General features: G+C 59.3%; 15 protein-coding genes. 11 read left to right on the forward strand and 4 right to left on the reverse strand.

What is annotated here, in order from left to right; all coding sequences use genetic code 11:
- Window positions 1-124: 124 nt before the first annotated feature.
- From BMZ46_RS07620 to BMZ46_RS07630, 3 genes are all read right to left on the reverse strand, one after another.
- Window positions 125-1,852 carry an ABC transporter ATP-binding protein/permease gene (locus BMZ46_RS07620; RefSeq protein WP_074691850.1) on the reverse strand — a complete coding sequence of 576 codons (1,728 nt, stop codon included), beginning with the start codon at window positions 1,850-1,852 and terminating at the stop codon, window positions 125-127.
- 96 nt (window positions 1,853-1,948) lie between these two features.
- On the reverse strand, window positions 1,949-2,509 hold the full coding sequence (locus BMZ46_RS07625) for a response regulator transcription factor (protein ID WP_003221630.1): 561 nt from the start codon (window positions 2,507-2,509) through the stop codon (window positions 1,949-1,951).
- Window positions 2,502-3,764, reverse strand: coding sequence for an ATP-binding protein (locus BMZ46_RS07630; RefSeq protein ID WP_011332442.1), 1,263 nt, complete (start codon window positions 3,762-3,764; stop codon window positions 2,502-2,504). Before BMZ46_RS07630 ends, BMZ46_RS07625 begins: the two co-directional genes overlap by 8 nt.
- Before the next feature lie 278 nt (window positions 3,765-4,042).
- Between BMZ46_RS07630 and BMZ46_RS07635 the strand changes: the two genes are divergently transcribed.
- A complete protein-coding gene (locus BMZ46_RS07635) occupies window positions 4,043-4,759 on the forward strand; it encodes an SIMPL domain-containing protein (RefSeq protein WP_064593362.1) in 717 nt (238 codons plus the stop codon).
- Between the two features lie 73 nt (window positions 4,760-4,832).
- Here BMZ46_RS07635 and BMZ46_RS07640 read toward each other — a convergent pair whose 3' ends face one another.
- Window positions 4,833-5,192 carry a DUF6124 family protein gene (locus BMZ46_RS07640; protein ID WP_074691853.1) on the reverse strand — a complete coding sequence of 120 codons (360 nt, stop codon included), beginning with the start codon at window positions 5,190-5,192 and terminating at the stop codon, window positions 4,833-4,835.
- 896 nt (window positions 5,193-6,088) lie between these two features.
- On the opposite strand from BMZ46_RS07640, the gene BMZ46_RS07645 reads away from it, so the two are divergent.
- The 10 genes from BMZ46_RS07645 (at window position 6,089) to BMZ46_RS07690 (ending at window position 20,178) form a co-directional block, all read left to right on the forward strand.
- Window positions 6,089-7,690 (forward strand): ABC transporter substrate-binding protein, encoded by a 1,602-nt coding sequence (locus BMZ46_RS07645; protein WP_074691856.1) that lies wholly within the window; start codon window positions 6,089-6,091, stop codon window positions 7,688-7,690.
- Between the two features lie 260 nt (window positions 7,691-7,950).
- A complete protein-coding gene (locus BMZ46_RS07650) occupies window positions 7,951-9,576 on the forward strand; it encodes an ABC transporter substrate-binding protein (RefSeq protein ID WP_064593358.1) in 1,626 nt (541 codons plus the stop codon).
- A gap of 299 nt (window positions 9,577-9,875) precedes the next feature.
- Complete coding sequence (locus BMZ46_RS07655) at window positions 9,876-11,474, forward strand: ABC transporter substrate-binding protein (RefSeq protein WP_074691859.1); 1,599 nt, start codon at window positions 9,876-9,878, stop codon at window positions 11,472-11,474.
- Between the two features lie 177 nt (window positions 11,475-11,651).
- Window positions 11,652-13,088, forward strand: coding sequence for an OprD family porin (locus BMZ46_RS07660; protein WP_039769228.1), 1,437 nt, complete (start codon window positions 11,652-11,654; stop codon window positions 13,086-13,088).
- 77 nt (window positions 13,089-13,165) lie between these two features.
- Complete coding sequence (locus tag BMZ46_RS07665) at window positions 13,166-14,761, forward strand: ABC transporter substrate-binding protein (RefSeq protein WP_074691862.1); 1,596 nt, start codon at window positions 13,166-13,168, stop codon at window positions 14,759-14,761.
- A gap of 74 nt (window positions 14,762-14,835) precedes the next feature.
- On the forward strand, window positions 14,836-15,846 hold the full coding sequence (locus tag BMZ46_RS07670) for an ABC transporter permease subunit (RefSeq protein ID WP_007953665.1): 1,011 nt from the start codon (window positions 14,836-14,838) through the stop codon (window positions 15,844-15,846).
- 11 nt (window positions 15,847-15,857) lie between these two features.
- Complete coding sequence (locus BMZ46_RS07675) at window positions 15,858-16,784, forward strand: ABC transporter permease subunit (RefSeq protein WP_039769224.1); 927 nt, start codon at window positions 15,858-15,860, stop codon at window positions 16,782-16,784.
- Window positions 16,785-16,794: 10 nt separating this feature from the next.
- Entirely contained in the window at window positions 16,795-17,763 is a 969-nt protein-coding gene (locus BMZ46_RS07680) for an ABC transporter ATP-binding protein (RefSeq protein ID WP_011332433.1), read from the forward strand.
- Window positions 17,763-18,743, forward strand: coding sequence for a peptide ABC transporter ATP-binding protein (locus tag BMZ46_RS07685; protein ID WP_007953682.1), 981 nt, complete (start codon window positions 17,763-17,765; stop codon window positions 18,741-18,743). The genes BMZ46_RS07680 and BMZ46_RS07685 overlap by 1 nt, the downstream gene beginning before the upstream one ends.
- Window positions 18,744-19,044: 301 nt before the next feature.
- Window positions 19,045-20,178, forward strand: coding sequence for an ATP synthase beta subunit C-terminal domain-containing protein (locus BMZ46_RS07690; protein WP_074691865.1), 1,134 nt, complete (start codon window positions 19,045-19,047; stop codon window positions 20,176-20,178).
- The last annotated feature ends 46 nt before the right edge of the window (window positions 20,179-20,224 follow it).

Consider the following 20,224-nt stretch of genomic DNA (forward strand, 5'->3'; position numbering starts at 1 on the left):
ATCTTGTCTCGAAAATTCGGCTTGTGGGCATCATAGCTCAAGCGGGTTGTACGATCACTTTCCGTTTCCACACAAACCCTGTGGGAGGCGGCAAGCCAGCCCTCACAGGGTTTGTGTGGACATATCAGGCGGTCACGTTCTGCTCAACCAGGTGACCACTGTCGATCCGCACATGCCGTGGATGGAAGCGCTTGAGGCTGCTGCGATGGCCGACGCTGACGATGCTCAGGCCGGGCAACTGATCGATCAGCGCCTGATACAGCGTGGCTTCATCCTCTTCATCCATTGCCGACGTTGCTTCGTCCATGTACAGCCATTGCGGCGCATAGAGCAGCGCGCGGGCGAAGGCCAGACGTTGCTGTTCACCCGGCGAGAGCATGCGCTGCCAGTGATTGGCCTCGTCCAGTCGAGCCACCAGATGCGGCAAACGGCAGATTTCCAGCACTTGTGCATAACGCTCGGGCGCGTAGGTGTCGCCCGGTTGTGGATAACTCAAGGCGTCGCGCAGGGTGCCGATCGGCAGATACGGTTTCTGTGGCAGGAACAGATAACGCGAAGCCGGCAATCGAATACTGCCGTGCCCGGCCGGCCACAAATGGCCCATCGCCCGCAGCAGCGTGGATTTACCGCTGCCGGAACGACCGCTGAGCATCACCCGATCGCCCTGCTCCACGGTCATGTCGGCGCTGGTCAGTAGATGACGACCGTCGGCCAGATCGAGGCCGAGGTTATGAACCTTCAGCTCATCACCCTGATTCTGCACGTCGATGGCTGGCGCACGTTCTTCGTTGTCGGCCATGGCCTGGCGGAAGCTCAGCAGACGATCACAGGTGGCGCGCCACGCGGCGAGATCCGCATAGGCATTGATGAACCAACTGAAGTTCTCCTGCACGTTGCCGAACGCCGAGTTGATCTGCATCAGCTCACCCAGTTCGATCTTGCCGGTCAGGTAACGCGGGGCCGCGACGATGAACGGGAAGATGATTGCGATCTGGCCGTAACCCGAGGTGAAGAACGTCAGGCGCTTGGACACCCGCATGATGTCCCAGAAGTTGTGCCAGACCAGACCGAAGCGATTGCTCAGACGGCGATTCTCGTTCGGCTCACCGTTGTACAGCGCAATGCTCTCGGCGTTCTCACGTACGCGGACCATGGAGAAACGCAGGTCAGCTTCGAAGCGTTGTTGTTGATTGTTCAGGCCGATCAGGCGTCGACCGATCAGGTGCGTCAGCCAACTGCCGACCGCTGCGTACAGCAGCGCACACCAGAACATGTAGCCGGGAATCTCGATACCAAACACTTCGATGCTGCCGGAGACGCCCCACAGAATGATCGAAAACGACACCAGGCTGACCACCGTGCGGATCAGGCCCAACGCGAGATTCAAGGTGTTGGTGGTGAAGGTATTGAGGTCTTCGGAAATCCGCTGGTCAGGGTTGTCGGTGTAACCGCCCTGCTCCAGCTGGTAATAGTTCTTGTGCCCGAGCCAGCGTTTGAAATGGTTCTCGGTGAGCCATGCCCGCCAACGGATGGTCAGCATCTGCGTCAGGTACAGGCGATACACCGCGCCAAGAATCGCCACCGCCGCAATGCCGCAGAAATACAGGATCAACTGCCAGAACGCCGCCTCATCCTTCTTCTGCAGGGCGTTATAGAAATCCTTGTACCAACTGTTGATCCACACCGAGATCGCCACGCTGAACAACGTCAGCGCAATCACGGCGATCAGCAACGTCCAGGCCTTGCCCTTCTCTTCGCTGCGCCAGTAAGGCGTGGTCATGGCCCACACCTTGCGAAAAAACTGCCCGCGCACAGTATCGTTGACCGCGGAATATTCAGCGTTCTGATTCATGGAAAAGGCTCGATAAAGAAAAGAACAGACACGCACCGATCATAGATGATCGGCGCGCTTTATCGCGAGGGCTGGCGATGGTCGTTCAGCGCAGGTTCAGCGACGAACCGGGCGCTTCTGCAGCTTGCGCTGCAGGGTGCGGCGGTGCATGCCCAGGGCGCGGGCAGTGGCGGAAATGTTGCCTTCGTGCTCGGTCAGCACGCGCTGGATGTGCTCCCACTGCAGGCGATCCACCGACATCGGGTTTTCCGGCACCAGGCTGTCGAGGTCGGCATGCTCGGAAAGCAGCGCTGCCAGCACGTCGTCGGCATCCGCCGGTTTGCACAGGTAATTGCAGGCGCCGCGCTTGATCGCTTCAACCGCCGTGGCGATGCTCGAATAACCGGTGAGGATTACTACGCGCATTTCCGGGTCCAGCTCCAGCAGCTTCGGCAGCAAGACCAGACCGGAGTCGCCGTCCATTTTCAGGTCCAGCGCGGCGTAGTCCGGCAGATCGGCCTGAGCGATGGTCAGGCCTTCTTCGGCAGAACCGGCGGTGCTGACGCGGAAACCGCGGCGGGCCATGGCACGGGCCATCACTCGGGTGAAGGTCGCGTCGTCATCGACCAGCAGCAAATGCGGCAGTTCTTCGCCTTCGACTTGGATTTCGTCACTCATGTTGCTCTCCTCGTGCGCCGTGGGGCAGGCGCAGCTCGGTGAGCGTGCCGCCTTCCTCATGACTATAGAGTTTCACTGAGCCGCCGGCGCGTGTCACGCTGGCCTTGCTCAAAAACAGGCCCAGGCCGAAACCTTTGCCCTTGGTGGTAAAAAACGGTTTGCCGATCTGCTCGGCGATGGCCAGCGGCACACCGGCACCATGATCGCGGATGCTGATGGTCAGGTCTTCGGCGGTCCAGTCCAGGGTCACCTGAAGGTTTTCCGGGCAGGCGTCGGCGGCGTTGTTCAACAGATTCAACAGTGCCTGGGTCAGATCCGGCGGCGGTGCCACACGCGGCAACGGGCCCTGGCCCAGACGCTGGAAGCGATAACTGGCCTCGGGACGCATCAGGTGCCAGCGATTGAGCGCTTCGTCGAGCCACTCGGTAACGTCCTGCATCTCCACCGCCATCCGGCGATTGGCCTCGGCGGCGCGCACCAGTTGCTGCAGGGTCTCCTTGCAGAGTTTCACCTGATCCTTCAGCACCTTCAGATCTTCCTGAAGCATCGGGTCATGATGATCCTGCTGCATTTCGTTGAGCAGCACGCTCATGGTTGCCAGCGGGGTGCCCAGTTCATGGGCGGCACCGGCGGCCTGAGTCGCGACGGCCAGCAATTGCTGATCGCGCAGGCCTTCTTCACGGCGGATCGCCCGTAACTCTTCCTGCCGGCGCAGCTCTTCAGCCATGCGCGCGGCGAAAAACGTAATCACCGCTGCCGCCAGGGCGAAACTCAGCCACATGCCGTAGATCTGCAGGTTCTCCCGGGCGACCGGCAGGGTCTCCAGCGGATAGAAGTGCGTCAGCATCAATGTGTACAAGGCCAGCGCAATACCGGACAGCACCACCGAATAACGCCATGGCAGCGTCACCGCAGCGATGGTCAGCGGCACCAGATAATACGAAACGAACGGGTTGGTCGAACCACCGGAGAAATACAGCAAGGCACTGTGGATAACCAGATCGCAGGCCAGTTGCAGCGCGTACTCGAGCTCGGTCACCGGCCACGAGGTACGCAGGCGCACAGCGGTGAACACACACAGCAGGATCGAACAGCCGAGGGTCATCACCAGTTGCACCCACGGCAACGGCAACAGATCCAGCCAGTAGGCCAGGCCCACGGAACCGGCCTGCGCGGCGAGCACCAGGGTGCGGATGAAAGTCAGCCGCCAGAGATTCTGGCGAGTGGCGGAAGTCAGTTGTACGGGGGCGAGCATGAGCTCTCCTGATGAGCGCTCCAGGCGGATCGCACGGAGTATAACCAAGGCGCGGGCTTGAGAGGCGAAAGTGCGGCAAACGACCACACCCAAAAGCAGTTGCAAGTTGCGAGCTTCAAGCTACGAGCAAAAGCTTGCGGCTTGCAGCTTGAATCTCGTCGCTGGCCTTGTCATCTGTATAGAAGTTGTAACTGGGCGAACCGGATCATAAAAGCTAGAGTCTGATGGTTTCACGCAGGCCCCCGAACCATCACCTGCGCCCTCATCAAGGAGCTTTCATGCACACATTTCGCCGCAGCGCCGCCCTTCTCGCCCTGACCGTCGGCAGCATCGCCAGCCTTCCGGCCCTGGCCGCCGATGAGCTGCACTACAACCAGATTTCCCTGCGCGCCGAAGTCAGCCAGGAAGTGGCCCGCGACCTGATGATCGTGACCCTCTACACCGAAGAACAGAACACCGACCCGGCCAAACTCGCCGCCGACGTCAGCACCACCATGAACAAGGCCCTCGCCCAGGCGAAGCAGGTCAAAGACATCACCCTGCGCCAGGGCAGCCGCAACAGCTACCCGATCTACGACACCAAGGGCCAGAAAATCACCGGCTGGCGCGAACGCGCCGAACTGCGCCTGGAAAGCGCCGACTTCGCCGCCCTGTCCAAACTCACCGGCGAGTTGCTGACCGACCTGAAAATGGGCGGCATGGACTTCGCCATCGCCGACCCGACCCGCAAGGCCAGCGAAGACAAACTGCTGAAAGAAGCCGTCACCGCCTTCAAGGCCCGCGCCCAACTGGCCACCGACGCCCTGGGCGGCAAGGGCTACAAAATCGTCAACCTGAACCTCAACAGCAACGGCTTCCCGCAACCGTACATGCGCGCCCCGATGATGATGAAAGCCGCGGGCATGGATTCAGCGCCCGTCACGCCTGAAGTCGAAGCCGGCACCAGCCAGGTCAGCCTGACCGCTGATGGCTCGATTGAAGTGTTGATGCAGTGATTGAATGACGACTGAATGAAAAACCGGCGATCAGTGATGATCGCCGGTTTTTTTATACCTGGGATTTGTGTTGTCAGGTTTGCGGATCAACCCGGTCCAGCGCGCGGTTCACTGCGAGCTCGGCCAGCATGATGATCTGCTGAATACCCAGCGCCGTACTGCGCTGCGGGCCCGAAAGCTCATTGGCGAAATTGCTGGCGATGGTATTGGCCGAGGCCAGGGATTCGCAGGCATTGGCCAGCAGGCTTTCGGTGTCGACGTTGGGCGTGACCATGTACATCGTGCTCGGGCGCGGTTTGGTGGGGTTGGGGCACAGGTAATAGTCGAGGGCGCGTTTGATGGCTTCGCGGTTGCGGGCGAGGTCTTCGGCGCGCATGGCTTCTTCGAGGGGTGTGGGTGTTTCGAGGGGTGGGTCGGGTACGGGCTTGTTCATGGAGCATTTCCTTATGAATTTGCGCCACTCATTTCCGATCTCACTCGAGAAATGAGGTGGCAACTATGTACGGAGTGAGATTACCGGTAAGGAAACCAACCCGGCCGGACCGAAGTCCGCCCGTACATAGCCGCCATAAAGAACTGCCGACAGCATGAACTGGCGGCGATTATGGGGCGGCTTGCTCTGGTTTCCAAATTCAGTAACCGGGAATCTCACCTCCCGATCGCAGAGTCTTCTGCGACAACCAAAGACTAGGGATCGTGGTTCCGACGGACAACCTGAAAAGCTTGTGGGAAGGTTCGGTGAATCCCACACATCTTTAAACATCCGAAAATGGAACGCGGAGCGTCCCGGGCTGCATTCCCACGCGGAGCGTGGGAACGATCAAGCAGTCCGCAGTTGCATTCAGCTTTCCGCTTTCCGCTTTCTGATTTCGGCTTCCCGCTTCTCGCTTCCCACCACTCAACACGATGAGCGTTAGCTCGAGTAAAGCTCTTGATCTTTTGGCGACGTCGGAAGGCTGAGTGGAGGGATTTATCCGGGGGTGGGAGCGTAGCGACCGTTTGGCGAAGCCAAACACATCGAGAGGAGGTGCAGCGAAGCAAACCGTAGGCGATGCCCCCGGATGAATCCCGTAACGAAGGAACCCCGAGCCCCAGCGAGGGGCCGAACGCAGGAGCAAAGCGTTTTTGGTTACTTTTTAGGCGTTTGTAAAAAGTGACCCGCCGTAAGGGCGGAACCATAAGAAGCCGTTACCGCAGCATCGGATATGCACACAATCACCCCAGATATACCGAGATAGACACCTCACCTAGAAAAACGATATTTCCGCGCCCACCGAAACCCCGGCTACCCTCCTCCCCACAACTACCTCCAATGCACCCGGGGACTCCATGGATCGATTCACCCTCAAACCACTTCTAATAACCCTGGCCCTGACCGCCATAACCCCACTCGCCAACGCAGCAACAACCCTCGTCTACTGCTCCGAAGCCAGCCCCGCCGGCTTCGACCCCAGCCAATACACCAGCGGCACCGACTTCGACGCCTCCGCCGAAACCGTCTTCAACCGCCTAACCCAATTCAAACGCGGCGGCACCGAAGTCGAACCCGGTCTGGCGACCAAATGGGACGTAAGCCCGGACGGCCTCCAGTACACCTTCCACCTGCGCCAAAACGTAAAATTCCACACCACCGACTACTTCACCCCAACCCGAACCTTCAACGCCGACGACGTCCTCTTCACCTTCCAGCGCCTGCTCGACCCGGACAACGCCTTTCGCAAGGCCTACCCCGCCGAGTCCCCGTACTTCACCGACATGGGCCTGAACACCACGATCAAATCCGTGGAAAAACTCGACGACAACACCGTGCGCTTCAACCTGAACAACGTCGACGCCGCGTTCGTGCAAAACCTCGCCATGAGCTTCGCCTCGGTGCAATCGGCCGAATACGCCGCCCAATTGCTGAAGGAAGGCAAAGCAGCAGACCTCAACCAGAAACCGGTCGGCACCGGCCCGTTCGTGTTCAAGCGCTATCAGAAGGACGCGCAGATCCGCTACGCAGCGAACAAGGACTACTGGAAACCCGAGGACGTGAAGCTCGACAACCTGGTGTTCTCGATCACCCCGGACGCCGCCGTACGCCTGCAAAAGCTCAAGACCGGCGAATGCCAGGTCAGCGGTTACCCGCGCCCCGCCGACATCGAAGTGATGGAAAAAGACCCGAACCTGCGGGTGTTGAAGCAGCCCGGTTTCAACCTCGGCTTCCTCGCCTACAACACCACCCATCCGCCGCTGGATCAGCTCAAAGTGCGCCAGGCGCTGGACATGGCCATCGACAAACCGGCAATCATCAAAGCGGTTTATCAGAGTGCCGGACAGCTGGCGCAAAACGCCTTGCCGCCAGCGCAATGGTCGTTCGATCCGAACATAAAAGACGCGCCGCACGACCCTGTGAAAGCCAAAGCGCTACTCAAGGAAGCCGGGGTTGCACCGGGTACAACCATCAACCTCTGGGCCATGACCGTGCAGCGCGCCTCGAACCCGAATGCGCGGATGTCGGCACAGATGATCCAGCAGGATTGGGAGAAGATCGGTATCAAGGCCAACATCGTCAGCTATGAATGGGGCGAGTACATCAAGCGCGCCAAGAATGGCGAACATGACGCGATGATCTACGGCTGGACCGGTGACAACGGCGACCCGGACAACTGGCTGGGCGTGCTTTACAGCTGCGCGGCGGTGAACGGCAGCAACTACGCCAAATGGTGCGATCCGGCCTACGACAAGCTGGTGCAGCAGGCCAAGGTGTTCACCGATAAATCGCAACGGGTAAAACTGTATCAACAGGCGCAACTCATCCTTAAACAGCAGGTGCCGATCACGCCGATCGCCAACTCCACGGTGTTCCAGCCGCTGCGCAAGGAAGTCACCGATTTCAAGATCAGCCCGTTCGGTCTAACCCCCTTCTATGGCGTGGGTATAAATAAGTAACACCCGGCCCCAATCCGGCGCGCACAGCGTGACCAATGCACCGTTTTGGGGCTCCATTTGCACCGTAAAAACCGGTCGCAAACGGTCAAATGCGTCAGAAGTTATACGGATGCGACATTAAGGTACGTTCGTGCCACGCTTTGAGGCCGCCGAGCGCTCTGGATCTTGCATTGGGTATGGGCCCTGCATAAGTATCCGCAGGCACGACTCACGAGGTCGTACCTCACTACTAAAAAATGACAACAAATCATGAGGCCAACATGCTTAAACACGCGGTCATTCCGTTTTTAGTCGGCGCAGGCTTGTTAGCCTCCGCACCTTTCGCCACCGCTGCGACTAACCTGGTGTTCTGCTCCGAAGGCAGCCCGGCCGGTTTCGATCCAGGCCAATACACCACCGGAACCGACTTCGACGCCTCAGCCGAAACCATGTTCAACCGTCTGACCCAGTTCGAGCGTGGCGGTACCGCCGTGATTCCTGGTCTGGCGACCAAGTGGGACATTTCGGATGACGGCCTGACTTACACCTTCCACCTGCGCGAAGGCGTCAAGTTCCACACCACCCCGTATTTCAAGCCGACTCGTGAGTTCAACGCCGACGACGTGCTGTTCACCTTCAATCGCATGATTAACAAGGATGACCCGTTCCGTAAGGCGTACCCGACCGAATTCCCGTACTTCACCGACATGGGGATGGACACCAACATCACCAAGATCGATAAAGTCGACGACCACACCGTCAAGTTCACCCTGAAAGAAGTCGACGCTGCGTTCATCCAGAACATGGCCATGAGCTTCGCGTCGATCCAGTCCGCCGAGTACGCAGCCCAGCTGCTGAAAGAAGGCAAGGCTGCCGACATCAACCAGAAGCCGATCGGCACTGGTCCTTTCGTGTTCAAGAGCTACCAGAAAGACTCCAACATCCGCTATACCGGCAACAAGGAATACTGGAAGCCTGAAGACGTGAAGATCGACAACCTGATCTTCGCCATCACCACCGACCCGTCGGTACGTATCCAGAAGCTGAAGAAGAACGAGTGTCAGGTCACCCTGTTCCCGCGTCCGGCCGACCTCGCGGCACTGAAAGCCGATCCTGCGCTGAAGATGCCTGACCAGGCTGGCTTCAACCTGGGCTACATCGCCTACAACGTGATGGACAAGGTCAAGGGCAGCAACGAGCCTAATCCGCTGGCCGACCTGCGCGTTCGCCAGGCGCTGGACATGTCGGTCAACAAGCCACAGATCATCGACTCGGTATACCAGGGCGCGGGCCAACTGGCCGTCAACGCCATGCCGCCGACCCAGTGGTCCTACGACACCACCATCAAGGACGCCAAGTACGATCCTGAGAAAGCCAAACAGCTGCTCAAGGAAGCCGGCGTCAAGGAAGGTACCGAGATCGTTCTGTGGGCGATGCCGGTTCAGCGTCCGTACAACCCGAACGCCAAACTGATGGCCGAAATGCTCCAGTCCGACTGGAAGAAAATCGGTCTGAACGTGAAGATTCAGAGCTACGAGTGGGGCGAGTACATCAAGCGTTCCAAGGGTGGCGAGAACCAGGGCATGCTGATTGGCTGGAGCGGTGACAATGGTGATCCGGACAACTGGCTCAACGTGTTGTTTGGTTGCGACTCCCTGAGTGGCAACAACTTCTCCAAATGGTGCGACAAGAAATTCGACGGCCTCGTGAAAGAAGCCAAGCGCACCACTGACCAGGCCAAGCGCACCGAACTCTACAAAGAGGCGCAGCACGTCCTCAAAGATGCAGTCCCTATGACACCTATCGCTCACTCGACGGTGTATCAACCCATGCGCGCCAACGTGCAGGACTTCAAGATCAGCCCGTTCGGCTTGAACTCCTTCTACGGCGTCAGCGTCAGCAAATAAAAGAGGCAGCGGCGACGTTTTCAGCGTCGCCGCTGTTTTTTTGCCGAGAAGTTAGGAATTTGCCTACAACTTTTTCCACCCCGTCTTACCGGGATGGTTTAGGACGTGTCGCCTTTTCCTACGAGTCTTTAGGACTCAGCGCATTTACTGCCAGACCCACGGCCCCTACCGTCGGGTTCTGACCAGTGACTGCGTGGGCTTTCGGTTTTGCTGTTCGTTTCGGTTGGAGCTCAATGCAGCCACAACGTCCCTGGACGGGATCGCGGCGCATTGAAAAACACTAAAAAAGAGGGAGCGTCATGCGCCATACCTTGGTTTTTTCCGCATTGCTGGGCGCCGGCCTGTTGGCCGCCACGTCCGCCAGTTTCGCCGCCAGCGACAGTCTGGTGTTCTGCTCCGAAGGCAGCCCGGCCGGTTTCGATACCGCGCAGTACACGACGGCGACCGATAACGACGCCGCCGAACCGCTGTACAACCGCCTGGCCGAGTTCGAAAAAGGTGCGACCGGTGTAGTACCGGGCCTCGCAACCAGCTGGGATATTTCCGAGGACGGCCTCAAGTACACCTTTCACCTGCGTGAAGGTGTGAAATTTCATACAACGCCGTACTTCAAACCTACACGCGATTTCAACGCCGACGACGTGCTGTTCACGTTTAACCGCATGCTCGATCCGCAACAGCCTTTCCGTAAGGCTTATCCGACCGAGTTCCCGTATTTCAACGGGATGAGCCTCAACAAGAACATCGCCAAGGTCGAGAAGACCGGGCCGCTGACCGTGCAGTTCACGCTCAACAGCGTCGACGCCGCGTTCATCCAGAACATTGCCATGAGCTTCGCCGCCATTCTGTCCGCCGAGTACGCCGACAAGCTGCTGGCCGAAGGCAAGCCGAGCGACATCAACCAGAAGCCGATCGGCACTGGCCCGTTCGTGTTCAAGAGCTACCAGAAAGACTCGAACATTCGCTACACCGGCAACCCGCACTACTGGGATCCGAGCCGGGTGAAGCTGAAGAACCTGATTTTCGCGATCAATACCGACGCCTCGGTACGTGTGCAGAAGCTCAAGGCCGGTGAATGTCAGGTCACCCTGCACCCGCGTCCGGCCGATGTGCCGGCACTGAAGAACGACCCGAAACTGCAATTGATCGAGAAACCGGGCTTCAACCTCGGCTACATCGCCTACAACGTCCGTCACAAGCCGTTCGACCAGCTCGAAGTGCGTCAGGCGCTGGACATGGCGGTGAATAAACAGGGAATTCTCAACGCTGTTTATCAAGGCGCCGGTCAACTGGCCGTCAACGCCATGCCGCCGACCCAATGGTCCTACGACGACACGATCAAGGACGCCGCCTATAACCCGGAGAAAGCCAAAGAGCTGCTCAAGGCTGCCGGCGTCAAGGAAGGCACCGAGATCACCCTGTGGGCGATGCCGGTACAACGTCCGTACAACCCGAACGCCAAACTGATGGCCGAAATGCTCCAGGCCGACTGGGCCAAGATCGGTCTGAAAGTGAAGATCGTCAGCTACGAATGGGGCGAGTACATCAAACGCACCAAGAATGGCGAGCACGACGTCAGCCTGATCGGCTGGACCGGTGACAACGGGGATCCGGACAACTGGCTCGGCACGCTATACAGCTGCGACGCCATCGGCGGCAACAACTACTCCATGTGGTGCGATCCGGCTTACGACAAGCTGATCAAGCAGGCCAAGGTCGTCACCGACCGCGACCAGCGCACCGTGCTCTACAAACAGGCCCAGCAACTGCTCAAGCAGCAAGTGCCGATCACGCCTGTCGCCCACTCGACGGTCAACCAGCCGCTGAGCGCCAAAGTCGAAGGGTTCAAGGTGAGCCCGTTCGGTCGCAACGTGTTTTCGGGTGTCAGCATCGATTAAACAAAAAACCGATTAGCCGCAATGCTGAGGGGGCCGTCTACCCCCTCACGCAAGCGCTTTGCCGAAATTCGCCAATCAGGCCTTTTGCAAACGTTTGCGATGTGTGAATGAGTTCTAAACCAATAACCGGCCAACCCAAAAAAGCCGGCATAAAAAGAAAGTAAAGGAGCTTCACCCATGAAACTGAGCAATACCGCGATACTGGCCCTGGCCATCAGCAGCATCACCGCCACGGCTTACGCGGAAACCCAAAGCCAGGCGTTCACCCCGGTGACCGTCAACACCAAGAGCGCCCAGGCAGAAGCCACCGGTTTCGTCGAAGGTCAGTCGATCACCGGCACTACCCGCAACTGGTACGCCAACGAACAACTGAAGCGCGGCGGCAAGTTTGCCTATAAGAAAGATGGTGCAATCGCCGAGACCGACCGTCGTATCAACTGGGTGCAAGGCACCATCGTCAAGTACAACTCGGGCTTCACCGAAGGCACTGTAGGGATCAGCACCGAAGTTGCGGCGTACAACGCCATCGCGCTGGAGCGTGATCGTGAGAATCTGGCCTCCGGCAACGGTGGTGCACCGAAGACCGGCTCCTTCTCCGGTAACAACCGTACCCTGACTCACAAGAACAACGGTGAAGCGGTCGATCAGTGGAGCAAAATCGGGCTGGCCAACATCAAGGCCCGTATTTCCAACACCACGCTGACCGCAGGTCGCATGAACTTCAGCAGCCCGCAAGTCGACGTGATCGGCAACCGTGCACTGCCTTCGAGCTTCGAAGGTATTTCCCTGCACAGTGAAGAGCTGAACAACCTGTCCTTCGACCTGGCCACGTTCGACCGCGTGTCGCCACGTTCGGAACAGAGCCTGCAGAAATTCCGCGCCGAATACGCCAACGGCCGTGTCGAATCCGATCACGTGCACACTGCCGGTATCAGCTACCAGCCACTTGAAAGCCTGAAAACCAGTGTTTGGGGCACTCAGGTCGAAGACCTGTGGAACCAGTACTACTTCGGCGCCACCCATGAACTGGGTGACAGCAATGTCCTCGCCCTGACTACCGGTCTTAACTACTACAAGACCGTTGATGAAGGCAAAAAACTGCTGGGCGATATCGACAACGACACCTACTCTCTGTCTTTCGGCCTGACCCACCAGGCCCACAGCCTGACGTTCTCGTACCAGCAAGTGAACGGTAACGAGTACTTCGACTACCTGCATGAAACCAACGGCATCTACCTGGCCAACTCCCTGCTGTCGGACTTCAACGGCCCGAACGAGAAATCCTTCCAGGTTTCCTACGGCATCAACATGGCCGAATACGGCGTGCCAGGCCTGAAGTTCAACATCTATCAGGCACGCGGCTGGGGCATCGACGGTACCCACTACAACGGCAACAAAGGCGTTGCCGGCAAGGGTTACGACGGTATCCAGGAACAAGATGGCGAGCACCATTATGAATACGGTATCGGTGCCACCTACGCAGTACAGAGCGGCCCTCTTAAAGCGACCACCATTCGCGGCACCTACACCGCGCACCGTGCGAGCGAATTCCAGTCGGACGGCAGCATCAACGAGTTCCGTCTCGTGACCACCATCCCGTTCAACATCCTGTAAAACCGCACGCCGACGGCTGACTCAGTGACGAGTCGGCCGTTCGGCTTTTGTCTTCAACCGATTGCAGAGGGTTCTTGATGAAAATGCTTCCCCTACGTGCGGCCATCGCGGCTGCGTTGCTGAGTGTCGCTGTCGGCGTCTCGGCCAAACCCTTGGTGGTCTGCACCGAAGCCAGTCCGGAAGGCTTCGATATGGTCCAGTACACGACTGCAGTCACTGCCGACGCGGTGGCCGAAACCATCTTCAACCGTCTGGCGGACTTCAAGCCCGGTACTACCGAAGTGATTCCGGCGCTGGCCGAGTCGTGGGACATCAGCGAAGACGGCCTGACCTACACGTTCCACCTGCGCAAAGGCGTCAAGTTTCACACCACCGAATATTTCAAGCCGACCCGCGACATGAACGCCGACGACGTGGTCTGGAGTTTCCAGCGTCAGCTGGACCCGAATCACCCGTGGCACAAGCTGTCGAGCGTGGGCTTCCCGTACTTTGAAAGCATGGGCTTCAAGGAACTGCTCAAAAGCGTCGAGAAAGTCGACGACAGCACCGTCAAGTTCACCCTGACCCGTCGCGAAGCGCCATTCCTGGCCGACATCGCCATGGCGTTCTCCTCGATCTACTCGGCCGAGTACGCCGACCAGTTGCTCAAGGCCAACAAGACCGGCGACCTGAACAACAAACCGGTCGGCACCGGGCCGTTCATCTTCCAGCGCTACAACAAGGACGCCCAGGTTCGCTTCAAGGCCAACCCGGACTATTTCCGTGGCAAGCCGCCGGCTGACGCGCTGATCCTGGCGATCGCCACCGACAACAACGTGCGCTTGCAGAAACTCAAGGCCAACGAGTGCCAGATCGCGCTGTACCCGAAACCGGATGACATCCCGAGCATCAAGAAAGACAGCAACCTGAAAGTCGACGAACTGGATGCGATGACCGTCTCGTACGTCGCCATGAACACCCAGCACAAGTACATCAGCGACGTGCGGGTGCGCAAAGCGATCGACATCGCCTTCGACAAGGAAGCCTACGTCAACGCCCTGTTCGGCAAAGGCAACGCCAGCGTGGCGGTCAACCCGTACCCGCCGACCCTGCTGGGCTACAACCACGAACTGAAGAACCCGCCACGTGACCTCGATGCTGCCCGCAAGCTGCTCAAGGAAGCCGGCGTACCGGAAGGCACCACGTTCACCCTGTTCACCCGCAACGGCGGCGGCCCGACCAACCCGAACCCGATGCTCGGCGCGCAGATGATGCAGGCCGACCTGGCGAAAGTCGGGATCAAGATCGACATCCGCGTGATGGAATGGGGCGAGATGCTCAAACGCGCCAAGGCCGGCGAGCACGACATGGTCTCGGCCGGATGGGCGGGCGACAACGGCGACCCGGATAACTTCCTGACGCCTATGCTCAGTTGCGAAGCCGCCAAGAACGGCGAAAACTACGCGCGCTGGTGCAACGAAAAATTCCAGGCCCTGCTCGACGAAGCACGGGCTAAAGTAGATCCGGCCGAACGCGCCAGGCTGTATGAGCAGGCTCAAGTGCTGTTCAATCAGGATCAGCCGTGGATCAGCATGGCCCACACCCGCATGTTCACCGCAATGCGCAACAACGTAGAGGGTTATCACATCAGCCCTCTGACAACCAATAACTTCGCCACCACCCAGGTGAAGTAGATAAGAAAACTCCCGGTTTCCCTGACCCCAGGGAAACCGGGCACGCCTAACCGGCTGATGAGGTACCACACACGATGTTTAGTTTTATTGCCCGCCGACTGGGGTTATTGATCCCCACGTTTTTCGGCATCACCTTGCTGACTTTCGCGTTGATTCGCATGATTCCCGGCGACCCCGTGGAAGTGATGATGGGCGAACGTCGGGTCGACCCCGAAATGCACGCTCAGGCAATGGAACGCCTCGGTCTGAACAAACCGCTGTACGCCCAGTACCTGGACTACATCGGCAAACTGGCCCACGGCGATCTCGGCGAATCCCTGCGCACCCGTGAGAGCGTATGGACCGAGTTCACCTCCCTCTTCCCGGCGACCCTGGAACTGTCCATGGCCGCCCTGCTGTTCGCCGGCATCCTGGGCCTCTTGGCCGGGGTGATCGCGGCCCTCAAGCGAGGATCCCTGTTCGACCACGGGGTGATGGGCATCTCCCTCGCGGGTTACTCGATGCCGATCTTCTGGTGGGGCCTGATCCTCATCATGTTCTTCTCGGTGAGCCTGGGCTGGACCCCGGTGTCCGGGCGGATCGACCTGCTTTACGACATCGAGCCGCGCACCGGCTTCATGCTGATCGACACTCTGCTGGCCGATGACATGGGCGCGTTCCTCGATGCCCTGCACCACCTGATCCTGCCGGCCATCGTTTTGGGCACCATTCCGCTGGCGGTGATCGCGCGGATGACCCGTTCGTCGATGCTCGAAGTGCTGCGTGAGGACTACATCCGTACCGCCAAGGCCAAAGGCCTGTCGCCGTCGCGCGTGGTGTTCGTGCACGGCCTGCGCAACGCCCTGATTCCGGTACTGACCGTAGTCGGCCTGCAAGTCGGCACCCTGCTGGCCGGCGCGGTCCTGACCGAAACCATCTTCTCCTGGCCCGGCATCGGTAAATGGCTGATCGAAGCCATCGGCGCCCGGGACTACCCGGTTGTACAAAACGGCATCCTGTTAATCGCCTGCCTGGTGATTCTGGTCAACTTCGTGGTGGACATCCTCTACGGCTTTGCCAACCCACGCATCCGTCATCAGCGCTGAGGTCAATACCCATGAGCACTCCAACTTCCTCAGTAGTCACCGCCGCCACCGCCGTGGATCAAAGTCTGCTGTATCCGTCACCGTACAAAGAGTTCTGGCAGGCCTTTGCCAAGAACAAGGGCGCCGTCGCCGGCCTGCTGTTCATGCTGCTGGTGATTTTCTGCGCGATCTTCGCGCCGTGGGTCGCCCCGCATAACCCGAGCGAGCAATACCGCGACTTCCTGCTGACGCCGCCGGCGTGGCTCGAAGGCGGGCAGATGCAATTCCTGCTCGGCACCGATGAACTGGGTCGCGACCTGCTGTCGCGTCTGATCCAGGGTTCGCGCCTGTCGCTGCTGATCGGTCTGTCGTCGGTGGTGATGTCGCTGATCCCGGGGATCCTGCTGGGCCTGTTCGCCGGTTTCTTCCCGAAAGTGGTCGGCCCGACCATCATGCGTCTGATGGACATCATGCTGGCCCTGCCGTCGCTGCTACTGGCCGTGGCGATCGTCGCCATCCTCGGCCCTGGCCTGATCAACACCGTGATCGCGATTGCCGTGGTGTCCTTGCCGTCCTACGTGCGTCTGACCCGTGCCGCCGTGATGGGCGAGCTGAACCGCGACTACGTGACCGCCGCGCGCCTGGCCGGTGCCGGTCTGCCACGCCTGATGTTCATCACCGTGCTGCCGAACTGCATGGCACCGCTGATCGTCCAGGCGACGTTGAGCTTCTCCTCGGCGATCCTCGATGCCGCCGCCCTGGGCTTCCTCGGCCTCGGCGTCCAGCCGCCAACCCCTGAGTGGGGCACCATGCTGGCTTCGGCCCGCGACTACATCGAACGCGCCTGGTGGGTGGTGAGTCTGCCTGGTTTGACCATTTTGCTCAGCGTGCTGGCAATCAACTTGATGGGCGACGGCCTGCGCGATGCGCTGGACCCGAAACTCAAGAACGCCGCCTGAGGAGATTCCCATGTCACTGTTAGAAATCAAGAATCTCAACGTTCGCTTCGGCGACAAGAACGCCACCCCGGTCGTCGACGGCCTCGACCTGAAAGTCGACAAGGGCGAAGTCCTGGCGATCGTGGGCGAGTCGGGTTCCGGCAAGTCCGTGACCATGATGGCGCTGATGGGCCTGATCGAGCACCCGGGGATCGTCACCGCCGATTCGCTGAGCTTCGACGGCAAGAACATGCTCAAGCTGAACAACCGCCAGCGTCGGCAGATTGTCGGCAAAGACCTGGCGATGGTGTTCCAGGACCCGATGACCGCGCTGAACCCGAGCTACACCGTCGGTTTCCAGATCGAAGAAGTGCTGCGCCTGCACCTGAAAATGTCCGGCAAGCAAGCGCGCAAACGCGCGATCGAACTGCTGGAAAAAGTCGAAATCCCGGGCGCCGCCAGCCGTATGGATGCCTACCCGCATCAACTGTCCGGCGGCATGAGCCAGCGTGTGGCAATTGCCATGGCGATTGCCGGCGAGCCGAAACTGCTGATCGCCGACGAACCGACCACTGCACTCGACGTGACCATTCAGGCGCAAATCATGGATCTGCTGCTGGCGTTGCAGAAAGAGCAGAACATGGGCCTGGTGCTGATCACCCACGACCTCGCCGTGGTGGCCGAAACCGCCCAGCGCGTTTGCGTGATGTACGCAGGTCAAGCCGTTGAAGTCGGTCAGGTGCCGCAACTGTTCGACATCCCGGCCCACCCGTACAGCGAAGCGCTGCTCAAGGCGATTCCGGAACACAGCCAGGGTGCCGAGCGTCTGGCCACGCTGCCGGGCATCGTTCCCGGCCGTTACGACCGCCCGCAAGGCTGCCTGCTGTCGCCGCGCTGCCCGTACGTGCAGGACAGCTGCCGCGCGCAGCGTCCGACCCTTGACCCGAAAAGCCACAGCCTCGCCCGCTGCTTCTATCCGCTGAACCAGGAGGTGGCGTAATGGCCGTCGTACTTACCGCCCGCGACCTGACCCGTCACTACGAAGTCTCCCGTGGCCTGTTCAAGGGCCATGCCACCGTGCGCGCCCTCAACGGCGTGTCGTTCGAGCTGGAAGCCGGCAAGACCCTCGCCGTCGTCGGTGAATCGGGCTGCGGCAAATCCACCCTCGCCCGCGCCCTGACCCTGATCGAGGAGCCGTCATCCGGCTCCCTGAAAATCGCCGGGCAAGAAGTGGCCGGCGCCGACAAGGCCCAGCGCAAGCAACTGCGCAAAGACGTGCAGATGGTGTTCCAGAGCCCGTACGCGTCGTTGAACCCACGGCAGAAAATCGGTGATCAACTGGCCGAGCCGCTGTTGATCAACACCAACCTGTCGGCCGCCGAACGTCGCGAGAAAGTCCAGGCGATGATGAAGCAGGTCGGCTTGCGTCCCGAGCACTACCAGCGTTATCCGCACATGTTCTCCGGCGGTCAGCGTCAGCGTATCGCGCTGGCCCGCGCCATGATGCTGCAACCGAAAGTGCTGGTGGCGGACGAACCGACCTCGGCGCTGGACGTGTCGATCCAGGCGCAGGTGCTGAACCTGTTCATGGACATGCAGCAGGAGTTCAACACCGGTTACGTGTTCATCTCGCACAACCTGGCGGTGGTGCAGCACGTGGCCGACGACGTGATGGTGATGTACCTCGGTCGCCCGGTGGAAATCGGTCCGAAGCACGACATCTATGCCCGCCCTCTGCACCCGTACACCCAGGCGCTGTTGTCGGCGACCCCGACCATCCACCCGGATCCGGACAAGCCGAAAATCAAGATCGTCGGCGAGTTGCCCAACCCGCTGAACCCGCCACCTGGCTGCGCGTTCCACAAGCGCTGCCCGTACGCCACCGCGCGTTGCAGCAGCGAAGAGCCGGCCCTGCGCCAGCTCGACACGCGTCAGGTCGCGTGCCACTACGCCGAGCAGTTCCTCGACGGCGCGGCATGAAAAAACCCGCCCCGTTTCCCGGGGCGGGTTGTTGATGAGTTGACCAAACCCCTTCTGCCCCGATTGCGCATCAGTCGAGAAAGAAGGGGTTTTCTTTTGCCCGGCGTTTACATCCGGCTGACCCGGCGTCGTTGGATATTCGGTGGGGTGACCAAAAAATCCCGGGCTATCGCGCAACGGTCTAAACAACTGTCAGTTATGACAGGTGCTCGATAGAGCGAGGCAGGCTTATGGTTTCACGTACTCAATACGCGTGACGCTGCACTCAATCCCTCTATTGTTGGATCTGGAGTATCGGGAAATGAACGATGAACACATCGCTACACCGCACCCTCGTGCGCTGCTGGGTCGGGTAGTTGACTTTAATCTCCAACCGCGGGACGGCAAGGGGGAGCTCACTGCCAGGGCTAGCAAAGACTACCCCATAGACATCACGTCAGAGCCAACGGATTCCCACACGCTGAAAACCGGGATCAAGACGATCGATCTGCTGTGCCCCGTTCTGAAGGGCAGCAAAATCGGTGTGTTCGGGGGAGCAGGGGTTGGCAAGACGGTATTGATACAGGAACTGATAAATAACATCGCAAAATCTCAGCAATCGTTTTTTGTTGTTTCTATAGAAAACGGGCTTGGGTCGAGCTACCCGAACTCCATAAGTAAGGACGCAAGTGATGACAAACGATTGAGATTGATCGGCTCGGAACATGACTCACAGGACGACTATCTAAGGGCGGTAAAAGTCGGATTGGCCGTGGCCGAGCATTTCCGTGACGAAGGTCGTAACGTTCTGGTGACAATCGATTCCTCCCCCCGATTCACCCAGGCCGGTAGCGAAGTCTCCGCACTGCTCGGTCGAATACCTTCGGAAGTCGCTTACCAGCCGACCCTCGCGACAGAGATAGGCGCCCCGCGAGAGCCGAGGGGATCGATAACTTCTGTACAAGCCATCTACACACCTGCGGAGGACCTGACCGACCCGGCGCCGTCGACCACTTTCGCCGACCTGGACGCCTCCTTCGTTCTGTCTACAAAACTGGCCGCCGACAATATCTATCCAGCGGTAGATCCACTGAGCTCGACTTCGCGCCTGCTGAACCCGGACGTGGTCAGTGAAGAACACTACAAAACAGCTAATAGCGTTCTGAACTTGCTGGAGAAATACGAACCACTGAAAGACATCATTGCAACACTGGGTATGGACGAACTGTCGGACGAGGACAAGCTGACGGTTAGCCGTGCTCGTAAGATCCAGTACTTCTTGTCGCAGCCTCGCTCCAAGGCTGGAACTCCGGGTGGATACTTTTTCCTGGAAAACACCATTGCTGTTTGCAAAGGGATTGTCAGCGGTATCTACGACCACATGAAAGATGAGTGGTACAGCACTTACGAAGTCCCAATCCTCAATTTCGGAAAGGCTCCAATCCAGCCACGCTAAGCACGCAGAGAAAACAAAAAGGCGAAGCTCCACGCTTCGCCTTTTC

Source organism: Pseudomonas sp. NFIX49 (assembly GCF_900115915.1).
Taxonomy (GTDB): domain Bacteria; phylum Pseudomonadota; class Gammaproteobacteria; order Pseudomonadales; family Pseudomonadaceae; genus Aquipseudomonas; species Aquipseudomonas pharyngis.

Coding starts and splice junctions, on each gene's coding strand:
- BMZ46_RS07630 (WP_011332442.1), bottom strand. CDS start 3,764: ATGCTCGCCCCCGTACAACTGACTTCCGCCACTCGCCAGAATCTCTGG.
- BMZ46_RS07675 (WP_039769224.1), top strand. CDS start 15,858: ATGAGCACTCCAACTTCCTCAGTAGTCACCGCCGCCACCGCCGTGGAT.
- BMZ46_RS07670 (WP_007953665.1), top strand. CDS start 14,836: ATGTTTAGTTTTATTGCCCGCCGACTGGGGTTATTGATCCCCACGTTT.
- BMZ46_RS07620 (WP_074691850.1), bottom strand. CDS start 1,852: ATGAATCAGAACGCTGAATATTCCGCGGTCAACGATACTGTGCGCGGG.
- BMZ46_RS07640 (WP_074691853.1), bottom strand. CDS start 5,192: ATGAACAAGCCCGTACCCGACCCACCCCTCGAAACACCCACACCCCTC.
- BMZ46_RS07650 (WP_064593358.1), top strand. CDS start 7,951: ATGCTTAAACACGCGGTCATTCCGTTTTTAGTCGGCGCAGGCTTGTTA.
- BMZ46_RS07685 (WP_007953682.1), top strand. CDS start 17,763: ATGGCCGTCGTACTTACCGCCCGCGACCTGACCCGTCACTACGAAGTC.
- BMZ46_RS07660 (WP_039769228.1), top strand. CDS start 11,652: ATGAAACTGAGCAATACCGCGATACTGGCCCTGGCCATCAGCAGCATC.
- BMZ46_RS07625 (WP_003221630.1), bottom strand. CDS start 2,509: ATGAGTGACGAAATCCAAGTCGAAGGCGAAGAACTGCCGCATTTGCTG.
- BMZ46_RS07655 (WP_074691859.1), top strand. CDS start 9,876: ATGCGCCATACCTTGGTTTTTTCCGCATTGCTGGGCGCCGGCCTGTTG.
- BMZ46_RS07635 (WP_064593362.1), top strand. CDS start 4,043: ATGCACACATTTCGCCGCAGCGCCGCCCTTCTCGCCCTGACCGTCGGC.
- BMZ46_RS07680 (WP_011332433.1), top strand. CDS start 16,795: ATGTCACTGTTAGAAATCAAGAATCTCAACGTTCGCTTCGGCGACAAG.
- BMZ46_RS07665 (WP_074691862.1), top strand. CDS start 13,166: ATGAAAATGCTTCCCCTACGTGCGGCCATCGCGGCTGCGTTGCTGAGT.
- BMZ46_RS07645 (WP_074691856.1), top strand. CDS start 6,089: ATGGATCGATTCACCCTCAAACCACTTCTAATAACCCTGGCCCTGACC.
- BMZ46_RS07690 (WP_074691865.1), top strand. CDS start 19,045: ATGAACGATGAACACATCGCTACACCGCACCCTCGTGCGCTGCTGGGT.